This window comes from Amycolatopsis sp. NPDC104775 (assembly GCF_055583325.1).
Window position 1 is genome coordinate 577,278 of sequence record NZ_JBVJOE010000003.1, and the last position, 13,376, is coordinate 590,653.

Consider the following 13,376-nt stretch of genomic DNA (forward strand, 5'->3'; position numbering starts at 1 on the left):
AGGCCTCTCGGGTCAGCTGCGGGAGAACATGGCGAGCATCCGGCGCGTCACCGCGAAGCCGCCGAAGATGTTGATCGTCGCCAGCAAGGTCGCCACCGCCGCCAGCACCACGACCACTGTGTTGCCGCTGACCAGGTTCAGCAGAGCGCCCACGACGATGATCCCGGAAATCGCGTTCGTCACCGACATCAACGGCGTGTGCAGCGCGTGGTGCACGTGCCCGATCACGTAGTAGCCGATCACGATCGCCAGCGCGAACACCGTCAGATGCGGCAGCAAAGCGGCCGGGGCCAGCGCCGCCAGCAACAGGAACACCGCCGCGATCCCCAGCACGATCCCGAGCCGGCGGCCCGAGGACATCGGCTGCTTCTCCGGTTCCTCCTTCTTCTCCGCCGCCGCGGGCTTCTGCGGTGCCGCGGATACTTGCACCGGCGGTGGCGGCCACGTCAGCTCGCCGTTTTTCACGACCGTGATCGACCGGACCACCACATCGTCGAAGTCGACCACGAGCTGGCCGTCCTTCTCCGGTGTCATCAGCTTCATCAGGTTGACCAGGTTCGTCCCGTACAGCTGGGACGCCTGCGCCGGAAGCCGACCCGCGAGGTCGGTGTAGCCGAGGATCGTCACGCCGTTGTCCGTGACAATGCTTTCCCCGGCGACCGAGCCCTCGACGTTGCCGCCGTTGGCCGCGGCCATGTCCACGATGACCGAACCCGGCTTCATCGACGCCACCATCTCGCCGGTGATGATCCGCGGCGCCGGACGCCCCGGGATCAACGCCGTCGTGACGATGATGTCGACGTCCTTGCATTGCGCCGCGTACAGCTCCTTCTCGCGCGCCTTGTAGTCGTCGCCCATCTCCTTCGCGTAACCCGTCGCGGACACCTCCGCGTTCGGGTCCTCGATGGACAGATACTCCCCGCCCAGGCTCTTCACCTGATCAGCCACTTCCGGCCGCGGGTCGGTCGCCCGCACGATCGCCCCGAGGCTCCCCGCCGCGCCGATCGCCGCCAGCCCGGCGACCCCGGCGCCCACGACCAGCACCTTCGCCGGGTTGACCTTCCCCGCCGCGGTCACCTGCCCGGTGAAGAACCGCCCGAACGTGTGCGCCGCCTCCACCACCGCCCGGTACCCGGCGATGTTCGCCATCGAACTCAAGACGTCGAGCGACTGCGCCCGGCTGATCCGCGGCACCGCGTCCATCGCCAGCGCCGTGATCGGCCGTTTCGCCAGATCCTCCACCAGCTCCGGCTTCAACGCCGGAGCCAGCAGGCTGACCAGCGTCGCACCGGACTTCACCGCGTCCAGCTGCTCGGATGAGGGAGCGTTCACTCCGAACACGACGTCCGCGTCCGCGACCGGCCCGACCGCCGCCCCCGCCTCCGCGTACGCCTCGTCGAAGAACCCCGACGCCAGCCCCGCTCCCGGCTCGACCGCCACCTCGTAACCCAGCCCGCGCAGCTTGCCCACCGTCTCCGGGGTCGCCGCTACGCGCGTCTCCCCCGGCTGGGCCTCCTTGAGCACCCCGATCAGCATGCCGTCTCCTTCCCGCTTCGTTCGCGGAAGATCCGCCGGCCGGGCCTGACGGCGTTTTGGGTCCGCCCCCTGGTCCGACTTCGCCCGCTTCAGGTACAGATGCGCTGGATACTCCCATGCCGCCGGGCCTCCGGCAGCCGACCGGAGCCCCTTTTTCGGTGTCGGCCGCGACGAGAGCACGGTCATAGCCCCGGACAGCCGCCGCGACCGGGTCCCCCGCCTCGCAGGTTCCAGGCTTTCGGCTCCCGGGACGCGGCCGCGGAATCGATCGCCGGATCGATCAGGAGGCCCGCAGTGATGTCCGCCACTTGACAACCCGGTCAGCCGGGCCGCCGACCAGGCGGCGCAACCGGCTGCTCCGCTCGGAGCCCACGGTCGCGCGGCGGGTCCAGCTCGTCCTCGAACGCGGGCAGAGCGAGCAGCCTCGCGTCGCCTAGTCCATAGTGGACACTCAGAACCGCGCGCAAGCGATCCGCTTCTCACGCCGGGCGAACTGTTCCGCGGAGCGCGTCTTGACGATCCGCGGTTGCTGGCCGAACAAGCCCCGGATTCGACGCCGCGCTTCGCGAACTCGCGCCCACGCGGATCCGAAACCAAGCCGCTGAGCAGCGACGCGCCGATGTTCCCGAGGAATGGGACATCCCGCCGCCGACCTCGGCCCGGCCCGCTGCCGGAGCCGGACCGAGGCGCCGGTCAGCCGCGGCCGAGGCCCGGCAGCGGGCGCGTTCCCTCCGCCCGGACCGCGTCCAGCGCACGCGGGTCCAGGTCCAGCAGCCGCAGGATCGTCGGCGCGATCTGCGTGGTCTCGACCGCCGCCGGGATCCGTGCCCCGTTCCCGCCGCTGACTACCAGCGGAACCGCGCGGTCGTCGGCCGCCGCGCCGCCGTGTTCGGCGATTTTCGAGTGCCCGCCGGTGTACACGACGCCGTGCTGCGCGATGCCGACCAGGTCCGGCACCCGCGGGTCGTCCTGCCCGGCATGGAAGTAGCGAGCGGCGTCGGCTCCGGCGTACGCCGTCGTCAGGCCCGCGTGGACGAACGGTTTCGGCGCGCCGGTGCTGCTGTTTCCCGTACCGGACTGGGCCAGCAAGTACTGCCGGGCGAAGGCGGCCGCCGCCGGCGCATGGTCGGTGAACCACAGCAGCATCGCGTCATCGTCGGTCGACTGGGCGACCAGGTCGGGTGCGCCCGGATGCGCGGCCCGCCAAGCGGCGTTCAGCCCGGCGAGCAGCGGGGCGTCGTCGATGCGGGTCAGCGCGGCCGGGTCGATCGGCGACTGGCCGTGTTTCGCGGAGAGGACCACCGCGGTCGACCGGTCGAGATGCTGTTTCCGCAGTTCGGCGGTGAACGCGCCCACCTGCCGGTCGACGAAGTCCAAAGCGGACCGCAGCACCGGGCCCGGCGTGCCGTCCGCCTGGTAGCCGCCCGGCTGGCCGCCGGAGGACGGGAGTTTCTGCGCGGTCGAAACGGACTGGAAGTTCATTCCGAACACTCCGGGCGTACCGGTGTTCGCGCGTCCGCTGTGGTCGAAACCGTCGATTTCGTTCAGGATCGCCCGGGCTTTGTAGCCGTCGTAGCGCTGGGTCGCGGCATTGTCCTTGGTCCAATCGCTGGAGCTGGGCGCTTTGCTGTTGATCTCCGGCGTGAAGAGGTCGTCGATTCCGGTTCCGGACGGACCGCTGAGCATTTCGTACGCCGGATGCTTGTCCGACCACGCGGTGCGCAACCCGGCCTGCCGGGCGACCTCGAAGACGGTGTTCACCCGCAGGTATTGGTGCGGGTAAACGGGTTCGCACTTCGCGGGATCGACCGGAAGCGCGGCGGGATCGATCAGCGAGCGGGGGTCGCCGGTCATCGCGAGCACGCCGTCGGGCAGATCCGGCAAGCCCTGCCCGGCGTCGATGCGGTCCTTGTTCCGGTCGAGATCCTCGGTGTAGTCCACTGTGGACCCCGGCTTCGCGCCCGCGCACGAGGTGGTGCCGGACGGCAGCAACGCCCGGTTGTAGGTGGCGTCGTAGTAGATCCCGGTGGTCGCCGGATTGCCACCGGTCACCTGGCCGACCATGCCGGGGAAGGAATCCGACGGCACCGGCGTGCTCGCGTGCGTGTATTCGGTGCCGTGCGCGACGAGCGCGGCCAGCGCGGATCCGGGATGAGTGCGCGTGTACCACTCCAGGTCCGATTGATGGAGACCGTCGACCGAAAGCAGCAGCACGTGCTCGGTGCGCACCGGCGCGGCCAGCGCGGGCACGGCCGCCGCGACCGCACCGGCCGCCGCCATCGCCGCGGCGGCACGCCAACGAATTCTCGACACGGGTGTCCTCCTTGTTTCTGCCGCCGCCCCGGCGACCGGCGTATTCCAGGCCGCGCACAAAGACGCGGGAAAACCGCCGGAGAAACACAAGATGAACGCTGGCGGCGAAGCAGTGCGCGAATGGGGTGCAATTCGCTCGATTCGCTCAAGGAAGCAGATACGCGCACTCGCCTTCGCAGCCCCGGCCGGAGTGCTTGCACTTTGCCAGCAGACGTGGTCTCCTGGAAGCGCTTGCAGATCACAATCACTTCGAAGGGGCAGCCATGATCCGCCGAGTACTTGCCCAATGCACAGTCTCCGACCTCGCACGGGCCGAGAAGTGGTACGCCGCCCTGTTCGAGCGCGGCCCCGACGCCCGTCCGATGGCCGGGCTTCTGGAATGGCATCTCGGCGACACGTTCGGCCTGCAGGTGTGGTCCGAACCCGGCCGCGCCGGGCGGTCGACGGTCGTCTTCGAGGAAACGGATCTCGACACGGCGGCCGCGCGGGCGGCGAAAGCCGGAATCGCCCACGACGGGCCGCAGCCCGGCGGCGGCGCGCGCATTCTGCCGCTCGCCGACCCGGACGGGAACCGCGTGGTCTTCAGCGGCGCGTGACCGGGTTGACCCGCCCGCCCGGACCGGCCTAGTCTCGCGACTAGAGTGATCGCTCTAATCGCCAGACCCGAGGGAGGTCCGATGCCGCGCGTGGAACTGTCCGCCGGGCCGATCGACTACACCGACACCGGCGGAACCGGCCCGGCGCTGGTGTTCGGGCACGGTTTCCCGATGTCCGGCACGCAATGGCGCAAGGTCGTCCCGCTGCTGGACGGTTACCGCTGCCTCCTGCCCACCCTGCCGCTCGGCGCGCACCTCGCCCCGATGCGGCCCGACGCGGATCTGACCCAGTTCGGCGTCGCGCGGCTCCTCGGCGAATTCCTCGCCGCGCTCGACCTCCACGACGCGACAATCGTGCTCAACGACTGGGGCGGCGGCCAATTCCTCGTCGCCGACGGAATGGCGCCGCCCGAGCACGCCGCCCGCGTCGGACGGCTCGCACTGGTCGCCTGCGAGGCGTTCGACAATTTCCCGCCCAAACCCGCGCGAGTGCCGTTGCGGCTGCTCCGGCTTCCCGGCGGGCCTTGGCTGCTCACCCAGGCCAGCCGGACCTCGTTCTACCGCCACGCCAAAGCCGCGTACGGCGGAATGTGCGAAAGCCGGATCCCGGAGGACGTTCTCGACGGCTGGTTCGGCCCGGCGTTGCGGGACAAGGAAATCCGCCGGGACATGGCCAAATTCGCACTAGGGAGCCCGCCGCGGCGCACGCTGCTCGAATGGACCGAAAAGCTGCGTAGATTCGACCGCCCGGTCCTGGTCGTCTGGGCGGGCAAGGACCGGATGATGCCCGCCGACCACGGGCGCCGCCTCGCCGACCTGTTTCCGGCCGGCCGGCTCGTCGAAATCCCGGACAGCGGCACGCTGATCCCCGAGGACCAACCCGAACAGCTGACTAAGGAACTCACCGCGTTCCTGGCCGAAACCGGCGCGGAATAACGCGTCGAGCCGGAAAGCTCACCCTGGTCCGCTCCCCGGAGACCGTCCACAAGCGACTATCGACCTCCGGATCACCTGCGGCGCTCCCAGTTCGATCAAGCCCCGGGACAACCATCTTGTCACCGACAACATGCCGCCAGTCTGTCGCGGGCACTCGTCCGGCCGCACGCCGCCGCGCGGCGCTCGTCCGTAACGAAACCGGCCGTCCGCGCGAATGCGGCGGACAATTGGATACCGTGGTCGGCATGGCTGACCAACGACCGCTCGGCTTGCGAGAACGCAAGAAGCTCGACACGCGCAAAGCGCTGAGCGACGCCGCTGTGGCGCTGATGTACGAGAGAGGTCCAGACAACGTTGTCCGCGAGGACATCGCGGAGCGGGCCGGAGTGTCGCTCCGGACGTTCAGCAACTACTTCGCCACGAAATACGACGCGGTCGCCTACCGCCAGGAGCACCGGATCCGGCTCAGCGCGGAGCTGTTGCGGAAACGCCCTCCGGAAGAACCGCTGTGGACCGCGCTCGCCGAAGCGCTCATCGAACCGCTGCGCGCCGATGGGGTGCCGTACGGGCAACCGGCATCCGACCAGCTCAGCGCGGTGCAGGCGTGGAGCGCGACGCCGGAGATGCGCACCGCTTTAGCGCGCGTGGAAACCAGCGACCTGGTCAAGGCGATCGCCGAACGCACCGGCACGAAGGTCGGCGAACTGTATCCGCAACTGGTGTCCGACGTCGCGATCGCGGCGATGACCACGGTGCTGAACCGGTTCCTGGACGAAAGCCTGGAGAAGACGGTTCCGGCGACGTTGCGCGAGGTGTTCGCCGCGATTGCCGAAGGGCTCCCGCCGCGGTGATCAGCGCCGGGAGGCCGCGGGCAGCGAGTTTTCCCGGCCGTGCGCCAGGAATTCCGCCCGCAGCCGGTCTCGGTCCTCCCCCGTGAGCAGCCGGTACGGACTCCTTCGCCGCGGTGCGTACCACACCTGGCCGCCCTCCCACCCCTGCGCGCGCAACGACGCCTTGTCCGCCTTGCCGCTGCCGGTCAGCGGAATCTCGTCCAGAATCCGGACGAACGTCGGCCACCATTTCGTACCGAGGTCCGGTTGCACGGCAAGGAATTCGTTGAATTCGACCGGATTGAACACGGCATCCTCAGCGAGAACGACGGCTGCCATCAAAAGGTCCCCGGTCTTCGGATCGGGCACGCCGTAGCAGTGCGCCGCCGCGAACGCCGGGCAGCGATCCAGGATCCGCTCGACCGGCGCGGTGCCGAAGTTCTCGCCGTCGACGCGGAGCCAGTCCGCCGTCCGGCCCGCGAAATACAGATAACCGTCGCGGTCCCGGTAGCCGAGGTCGCCGGTCCAGAAGTCCTCGCCGCCGAATTTCAGCCGTTCGGCCATCGCGGCGGGGTTGCGGTAGTAGCCCTCGAACGTTTTCCCGCCGCCCACCGCGACGATCTCGCCGGTCGCTTCCCCGGCGTTCAGCAGCAGGCCGTTCTCGTCGAATTCCGCGGGCGGGCAGACGCGGTTGTCCTGGTCGCGGATTTCCGCGCGCATTCCGGGCGCGGGGCGGCCGAGCGCGCCCGGCGGCCCGTCCGGGTCCGGCACGACGCGGAGCCCGCCTTCGCTCGACCCGTAGCCTTCCCGCACCTCGCAGCCGAACCGGCGCGGAATTCGGCGGCCTCGCCCGGCGCGGCTTCCGAGCCGAAGGCGACCTCCAGCCGGTTGTCGGCGTCGGCTGGCGACTCCGGCTGCGCGACGACGTAGCTGAGCACCCGGCCGACGTAGTTGAAGTACGTCACGCCGTGCGCGCGGAGATCCGGGACGAACCGCGCCGCGGAGAACTTCCGCACCAGCACGATCGTCGCGCCGACTTTCGCCGCCGCGGCCAGGTTCATCATGATCGCGTGCCCGTGGAACATCGGCAGGCAGAGGTAGGTGACCGAATCGCGATGCAGCGAGACGCGTTCGGCCAGCGCGCCAGCCAACCGGCCGAGGCGGCCATTGCCGCAGATTACCGCCTTGGGCGTGCCGGTCGAGCCCGAGCTGAACAGCAGCAGCAAGATCGCCGCCGGGTCCGGCAGGCGCGCGGGCAGGTCCGCGCCCGCGTGCACCGCAAGCAGATCCCGGTATTCCGCCGACTCCACCTCGAGGATCCGGCGGACGGACGGCAGGTCGAGGCTCGCGACCTCCTCGCGGTAGAGCGGTTCGGTGAGCAGCACGTCGACGTCTGTGTGGCTGATGTCCGCCGCCAGCTCCGCGCCGCGCCGGGTGGAGTTGATGCCGACCAGGACGTCGCCGGTCACCGCGGCGGCGAGGATCCAGAACGCGAAATCCGGCAGGTTCCGCAGCAGTACGCCGAGGTGCCGCTGCGTCCGGCCCGGCCCCGGCTCGAAGGTGCGCAGCAGCGACGCCCGCACGGCGGCTTCGCGGACGACCTCGGCCCACGTCCAGCTGCGGCCCTCGAACCGCAGCGCCTCGTGCGCGTCGTCGCGCCGGGAGCGGACGACTTCCGCGAACGTCTCCATCGAACCTCCTCAGCAGTCGGCCGCGCTCACCTTTGCTCCCTACTCCCACCGCACCAGCCACCGGACCACCTTCCCCGTCGCGTTGCGCGGCAACGGATCCCGGGTCAGAAACCAGGCCGTCGGGATCTTGTACCGCGCGAGCCGTTCGCCGAGATACCCGCGCAGCTCGTCAGCGTCCACTTCGGACTTGTCGCGCAGCACTACCTTCGCGGCGACTATCTGCCCGTAGTCCGAATCTGGCAGCCCGGCTACCAGGCATTCGGCGACGGCAGGGTGCCCGGCCAGCTGTTCCTCGACCTCGGCCGGATAAATGTTCTCCGCACCGCGCAGGATCAGATCGCTGCGCCTGCTCAGCACGAACAGCGCGCCGTCGCGCAGCTGGCCGAGGTCGCCGGTGCGGAACCAGCCGTCCTCGGTGAACGCGGCGGCCGTCGCGGCAGGGTCGTTGAAATAGCCCAGCATCACCTGCGGGCCGCGGATGTGGATCTCGCCGTCGGTGCCGTCGGGAACAGGGCGGCCTTCGGCGTCGCAGATCCGCACTTCCATGTTCGGCACCGGACGGCCTGCGGTGTCCGGGTCGGCGAGAACTTCGGCGGGGGTGGCGAGCGTGGCCGCGGTCGACGATTCGGTCAGTCCGTAGTTCGTGCTCAGCGAGGCGGCCGCACCGGGAAGCGCCTCCCGCAACCGGTCTTTCAGCTCGGCGGTCGACGGGGCGCTGCTGACCGAGACCGACTTGAGCGTGCTGAGATCGTGGCCCGAAAGATCGGCTTCGACCAGCCAGGACAGCATCGTCGGGACCGCGCCCCAGTTGGTGATCCGCTCGGCCGCCACCAGGTCCAGCACCCGGTGGATCTCGAATTTCCCTTGGTACAGCACGGCAGTGTCGCCCACCGCGAGCCGCACTACGGCGAGATTGTGCAGGGCGGCGATGTGGAACAACGGCGTGGCCAGGAGGAATCGGCGATCCCGCGCCGGACTGCCGAATTCCGCCGCGAGCGCGTCGTTGAACAGGTGGAACCACACGGCGGCGAGCACGTTGCGATGCGAGTGCGTCGCACCCTTCGCCCGCCCGGAAGTCCCGCTCGTGAAGAAGACGACGGCCGGATCGTCCTCGTCGACCGGCACCGGATTCAGCGGAGCGTTTTCGTGGCGGCCGAGCAGTTCCCGGTATTCGCCGCTGCCGAATTCCAGCACCGGACAGCGATTCGCGACCAGTGGCTTCCGGGCAGCGTCGGCCAGCACGACTTTCGGCGTCGTCAGGTCAAGACCGTGCGCGACCTCCGGCGCGGCCCACATCGAGTTCATCCCGACCGCGATCGCCCCGAGCGACACCGCGGCCCAGAAGCCGACTATCCACTCCGGACAGTTCGCCGCGCACAACGCGACCCGGTCTCCGCGGCCGACGCCGTATTCAGTCCGCAGCACCGCGGCGAGTGCAGCCACTTGGCGGTAGTGCTCGGCGAACGTGAGCCTACTGTCCACTGTGACCAGATACTCGCGATCGCCGAACGCACGCGAGGCCTCCAGCAGTTCGGTCAGGGACCGATGCCGCCGCGCGAACACCTTCATCGGACGGCCCACGACCGGCTCCGTCCGGATCTCGAATTCCGCGCCCGGCGCGGTCAGCCGCGCGATGATATCGTCCCGCTCGGTCATCGGTCGCCTCCCGTAATCCGCGTTCCGCTATCCGAAGCGGACCAGCCCTCCGTCGACCACCGGGCCGCGTTCCGACGTGATCCGCAACCCGCCGCCCGGCCAGCCTTCCACCCGCAGTTGCTCTCCCGGGAACACTGGTGCGGCGAACCGGCCTTCCAGAGATGTCAGATCCGCCGGATGCGCGCCGACCTGCCGGGCCGCGACCAGCGCGCCCGCGCCGAGGGTGGCCAAACCGTGCAGGATCGGGCGAGGCTGGCCGATCCCGGCCGCGGCCGCGGGGTCGACGTGGATGTGGTGCCGATCCCCCAGCAGCCGGTAAAGCAAGGCTTGATTGTGCGCAGTGGACAATGATGTAGTCCATTTCGGACTGTCCAAAGCAGGCGGTCGGCCAGGTCCGCGCTCACCGCCGAAACCGCCGATGCCCGGACAGAACAACGACCAGGTCGCAACGAAGTAGTCCGATTCGACGGCCACCTCATACACCGCCGCACTGCCTTTGTCCCACACCTCGGAAACTTTGGCCTGCATGGAAATCTCGCCAGCGGGCGGCAAGGACTTCAAGACTCGCAGCCGTTGCGAGCCGTGCACCGCGTTGCCGACCTCGAACGCCCCGGCCGAGCCGAGGACGTCCGGCGCCCATTGGGCGAGCGTCAGCGCGAACGGCGGCAGCACCCGGAGCCGGTCCTCGAACACCAAGTCGAGTTCGTCCGGCCGAGCGCCGACGGCTAGCGCGTAGAGGATCGGATCGCGGTCGGCGTAGGCGACGGTGCGCTCGCCGAGGATCCGGCCCTTCCAGTCCGCGGGGCTGGTCACTGCGCCCCGTAAACCGGCTCGGGCTCGGGCGCTTCCTTGAGCAGCTCGCGCACGGCCGGCCCGACTTCGGCGGCGGTCCAGCGCCGGTCCAGCTCCCGCGACGGGCCGTGGCTCCAGCCGTTTTCCACGCAGATCCGGCCGCCCTCGACCTCGATCACGCGTCCGGTGACGTCCGCGGCTTCCTCGCTGGCGAGCCAAGCGACGATCGGCGACACGTTGCCCGGGTGCATCGCGTCGAACCCCTCGTCCGGCGCGGCCATCTGAGCCGCGAACGGCCCCTCGGTCATCCGGGTGCGTGCGGCCGGGGCGAGGGCGTTCACCGTGATCCCGTACCGCCCGAGCTCCGCGGCTCCGACCAGCGTCAACGCGGCGATCCCCGCCTTGGCTGCACTGTAGCTGCCCTGCCCGACGCTGCCCTGCAGACCCGCGCCAGAGGTGGTGTTGACGATCCGCGCCGCCCGCGCCCGCCCGGCTTTCGCCTCCGCGCGCCAGTACCCCGCGGCGTGGTGCATCACTGCGAAATGCCCCTTGAGGTGCACCGCGACGACGGCGTCCCACTCCTGCTCGCTGGTCGTCACGATCATCCGGTCGCGCACGAACCCGGCGTTGTTGACGACGATGTCCAGCCCGCCGAACTCCTCGACCGCCTGCCGCACCAGCGCTTCCGTGGCCGCGAAGTCCGCGACGTCCGCACCGTTGGCCACCGCCTGCCCGCCCAGCGCGCGGATCGCCTCGACCACTTCGCCCGCCGGGCCGTCGGACGCCCCCTCGCCCGCACCCGACGTGCCGAGGTCGTTCACCACGACGCGCGCACCCTGGCGGGCGAGTTCCAGCGCGTGCTCGCGCCCGAGTCCGCGACCGGCCCCGGTCACGATCGCGACCCGGCCCTCCAAGATCCCGCTCACATCATCTCCGTTCGTCCGCACCGTCGGCGAGGCGGTTCCCCGTAAACCAAGCAAGTGTTAGGCTACCAAGCAATCGCTAGGTTAGGAACGCACGTGACGATTTCCACGCAGCTCCACGACAACGGCACCTTCGTGGTCACCATGGACTACCCGCCGGTGAACGCCCTGCCGGTCGCCGGATGGTTCCGTCTCGCCGAAACCGTGCGGGAGGCGGGCGAGGACCCGGCGGTGCACGTCGTCCTGCTCCGCGCCGAGGGCCGCGGGTTCAACGCCGGCGTCGACATCAAGGAAATGCAGCGCACCACCGGTTTCGACGCCCTCGTCGGCGCGAACCGCGGCTGTTACCTTGCTTTCAAGGCGATTTACGAATGCGCCGTGCCGGTGATCGCCGCGGTGAACGGTTTCTGCCTTGGCGGCGGCGTCGGCCTGGTCGGCAACTGCGACACGATCATCGCCGCCGACGACGCGTACTTCGGCGTCCCCGAGGTCGACCGCGGCGCACTGGGCGCCGCGACTCACCTGGCCCGCCTGGTCCCCCAGCACCTGATGCGCACGCTGTACTTCACCAGCCGCACCATCGCGGCGACCGACCTGGTACAGCACGGCTCGGTCCTGGAAACCGTGCCCGCCGCCGACCTGCACGACGCCGCACTCGCCCTGGCCGCCGAGGTAGCCGCCAAGGACCCGCGCGTGATCCGGGCCGCCAAAGCCGCGCTGAACGGCATCGACCCGATCGACGTCAACCGCAGCTACCGGTACGAACAGGGCTACACGTTCGAACTCAACCTCGTCGGAGCCGCCGACGAACACCGGGACGCTTTCGTCGCCAACGGCCACCCGCTGACCGACTGACCATCGAGGAGACCCGTGCCTCTCCGCACCCCGCTCACCGAGCTCACCGGCGTCGCCCACCCGATCGTGCAAACCGGCATGGGCTGGGTCGCCGGCCCGCGCCTGGTCTCCGCGACCGCCAACGCCGGAGCCCTGGGCATCCTCGCCTCCGCGACGATGACCTACGACGAGCTCGATCACGCCATCAAGGAAGTCAAGCAGCGCACGGACAACCCCTTCGGCGTAAACCTGCGCGCCGACGCCGGCGACGCCACCGAACGCGCCGACCTGCTGATACAGCACGGCGTCAAGGTGGCATCTTTCGCACTGGCACCCAAAAAAGACCTGATCGCCCGCCTCAAGGACCACGGCCTGATCGTCATGCCGACCGTCGGCGCCGCCCGGCACGCCGAAAAAGTCGCCTCCTGGGGCGCGGATCTGGTGATGATGCAAGGCGGAGAAGGCGGCGGCCACACCGGCCCGACTGCGACCACCTTGCTGCTGCCATCCGTACTGGACGCAGTTGATATCCCAGTAGTCGCCGCCGGAGGCTTCTTCGACGGCCGAGGCCTAGCCGCCGCACTTTCCTACGGCGCGGCCGGAATCGGCATGGGCACGCGCTTCCTGCTCACCAGCGACAGCGCAGTACCAGACGAAATCAAGCGCACCTACCTCAGCTTCGGCCTGGATGGCACGGTCGTCACCACCAAAGCCGACGGCATGCCGCACCGCCTGCTGCGCACCCCGTTCATCGAGGGCCTGACCAAGGAAGGCTTCGTGCAGCGCACGGCTCGAACCCTGCGCCGCACGATGGACTACAAGCGCCTGAGCGGCCAATCCTGGCCCTCCCTGCTCAACGACGGCCTGCGCATGAAACGCGGCAGCGACCGCTCGTGGACGCAAACCATGCTGGCCGCGAACACCCCCATGCTGCTCAAAGCAGGCCTGGTGGAGGGCGACACCCGCGCGGGAATGCTGGCCGCGGGGCAGGTTGTGGGCGTGATCGAAGACCTGCCGAGCTGCGAAGAACTGGTGACCAGAATCGTGGACAGCGCGGAAGAACGCCTGAAAGCAACGGCCGCCCTGCTGAACTGAGCAAGGTCCGTGAGGGGAACCCTGAGGAACTCTGATTCCCTCAGGGTTCCCCTCACGACCCTCGATCGCGCTGCGCGGAGCCCCACCGCCACCCTCAAGCCCAACCCACCCCAGGCAGCCACCCCCCGCCCTGCACCCCGATACGAAGCCCAAACACGCGCGGAGAGGCTTGTC

The 13,376-nt window shown here is 69.5% G+C and carries 12 protein-coding genes; 5 read left to right on the top strand and 7 right to left on the bottom strand.

The window, feature by feature from the left end; translation table 11 throughout:
• Positions 1 to 12: 12 nt before the first annotated feature.
• Both ACZ63D_RS16800 and ACZ63D_RS16805 read right to left on the bottom strand, forming a co-directional pair.
• Positions 13 to 1,536 carry a Re/Si-specific NAD(P)(+) transhydrogenase subunit alpha gene (locus ACZ63D_RS16800; protein ID WP_465355201.1) on the bottom strand — a complete coding sequence of 508 codons (1,524 nt, stop codon included), beginning with the start codon at positions 1,534 to 1,536 and terminating at the stop codon, positions 13 to 15.
• A 693-nt stretch (positions 1,537 to 2,229) separates the two neighbouring features.
• A complete protein-coding gene (locus ACZ63D_RS16805; protein WP_465355563.1) occupies positions 2,230 to 3,816 on the bottom strand; it encodes an alkaline phosphatase family protein in 1,587 nt (528 codons plus the stop codon).
• A 296-nt stretch (positions 3,817 to 4,112) separates the two neighbouring features.
• Here ACZ63D_RS16805 and ACZ63D_RS16810 point away from each other — a divergent pair, with 296 nt between their 5' ends.
• From ACZ63D_RS16810 to ACZ63D_RS16820, 3 genes are all read left to right on the top strand, one after another.
• A complete protein-coding gene (locus ACZ63D_RS16810; RefSeq protein WP_465355202.1) occupies positions 4,113 to 4,445 on the top strand; it encodes a VOC family protein in 333 nt (110 codons plus the stop codon).
• 81 nt (positions 4,446 to 4,526) lie between these two features.
• Positions 4,527 to 5,381, top strand: coding sequence for an alpha/beta fold hydrolase (locus tag ACZ63D_RS16815; protein WP_465355203.1), 855 nt, complete (start codon positions 4,527 to 4,529; stop codon positions 5,379 to 5,381).
• Between the two features lie 245 nt (positions 5,382 to 5,626).
• Complete coding sequence (locus ACZ63D_RS16820; protein WP_465355204.1) at positions 5,627 to 6,232, top strand: TetR/AcrR family transcriptional regulator; 606 nt, start codon at positions 5,627 to 5,629, stop codon at positions 6,230 to 6,232.
• Here the strand turns inward: ACZ63D_RS16820 and ACZ63D_RS16825 are convergent, their stop codons facing one another.
• Genes ACZ63D_RS16825 through ACZ63D_RS16845 form a run of 5 tightly spaced genes read right to left on the bottom strand, consistent with a single transcriptional unit; the run spans position 6,233 to position 11,276 of the window.
• A complete protein-coding gene (locus tag ACZ63D_RS16825; RefSeq protein WP_465355205.1) occupies positions 6,233 to 6,931 on the bottom strand; it encodes an AMP-binding enzyme in 699 nt (232 codons plus the stop codon).
• Positions 6,856 to 7,902 carry an AMP-binding protein gene (locus tag ACZ63D_RS16830; protein ID WP_465355206.1) on the bottom strand — a complete coding sequence of 349 codons (1,047 nt, stop codon included), beginning with the start codon at positions 7,900 to 7,902 and terminating at the stop codon, positions 6,856 to 6,858. Before ACZ63D_RS16830 ends, ACZ63D_RS16825 begins: the two co-directional genes overlap by 76 nt.
• 39 nt (positions 7,903 to 7,941) lie before the next feature.
• Positions 7,942 to 9,558 carry a class I adenylate-forming enzyme family protein gene (locus tag ACZ63D_RS16835; RefSeq protein ID WP_465355207.1) on the bottom strand — a complete coding sequence of 539 codons (1,617 nt, stop codon included), beginning with the start codon at positions 9,556 to 9,558 and terminating at the stop codon, positions 7,942 to 7,944.
• 27 nt (positions 9,559 to 9,585) lie between these two features.
• Positions 9,586 to 10,371, bottom strand: a complete 786-nt coding sequence (locus tag ACZ63D_RS16840) for a MaoC/PaaZ C-terminal domain-containing protein (protein WP_465355208.1) — start codon at positions 10,369 to 10,371, stop codon at positions 9,586 to 9,588.
• Positions 10,368 to 11,276 (bottom strand): SDR family oxidoreductase, encoded by a 909-nt coding sequence (locus ACZ63D_RS16845; RefSeq protein ID WP_465355209.1) that lies wholly within the window; start codon positions 11,274 to 11,276, stop codon positions 10,368 to 10,370. The genes ACZ63D_RS16840 and ACZ63D_RS16845 overlap by 4 nt, the downstream gene beginning before the upstream one ends.
• 93 nt (positions 11,277 to 11,369) lie before the next feature.
• Between ACZ63D_RS16845 and ACZ63D_RS16850 the strand changes: the two genes are divergently transcribed.
• Both ACZ63D_RS16850 and ACZ63D_RS16855 read left to right on the top strand, forming a co-directional pair.
• Complete coding sequence (locus tag ACZ63D_RS16850) at positions 11,370 to 12,128, top strand: enoyl-CoA hydratase family protein (protein WP_465355210.1); 759 nt, start codon at positions 11,370 to 11,372, stop codon at positions 12,126 to 12,128.
• Between the two features lie 15 nt (positions 12,129 to 12,143).
• Complete coding sequence (locus tag ACZ63D_RS16855) at positions 12,144 to 13,202, top strand: NAD(P)H-dependent flavin oxidoreductase (RefSeq protein WP_465355211.1); 1,059 nt, start codon at positions 12,144 to 12,146, stop codon at positions 13,200 to 13,202.
• Positions 13,203 to 13,376 lie beyond the last annotated feature (174 nt).

Coding starts and splice junctions, on each gene's coding strand:
- ACZ63D_RS16800 (WP_465355201.1), bottom strand. CDS start 1,536: ATGCTGATCGGGGTGCTCAAGGAGGCCCAGCCGGGGGAGACGCGCGTA.
- ACZ63D_RS16805 (WP_465355563.1), bottom strand. CDS start 3,816: ATGGCGGCGGCCGGTGCGGTCGCGGCGGCCGTGCCCGCGCTGGCCGCG.
- ACZ63D_RS16810 (WP_465355202.1), top strand. CDS start 4,113: ATGATCCGCCGAGTACTTGCCCAATGCACAGTCTCCGACCTCGCACGG.
- ACZ63D_RS16815 (WP_465355203.1), top strand. CDS start 4,527: ATGCCGCGCGTGGAACTGTCCGCCGGGCCGATCGACTACACCGACACC.
- ACZ63D_RS16820 (WP_465355204.1), top strand. CDS start 5,627: ATGGCTGACCAACGACCGCTCGGCTTGCGAGAACGCAAGAAGCTCGAC.
- ACZ63D_RS16825 (WP_465355205.1), bottom strand. CDS start 6,931: ATGCGCGCGGAAATCCGCGACCAGGACAACCGCGTCTGCCCGCCCGCG.
- ACZ63D_RS16830 (WP_465355206.1), bottom strand. CDS start 7,902: ATGGAGACGTTCGCGGAAGTCGTCCGCTCCCGGCGCGACGACGCGCAC.
- ACZ63D_RS16835 (WP_465355207.1), bottom strand. CDS start 9,558: ATGACCGAGCGGGACGATATCATCGCGCGGCTGACCGCGCCGGGCGCG.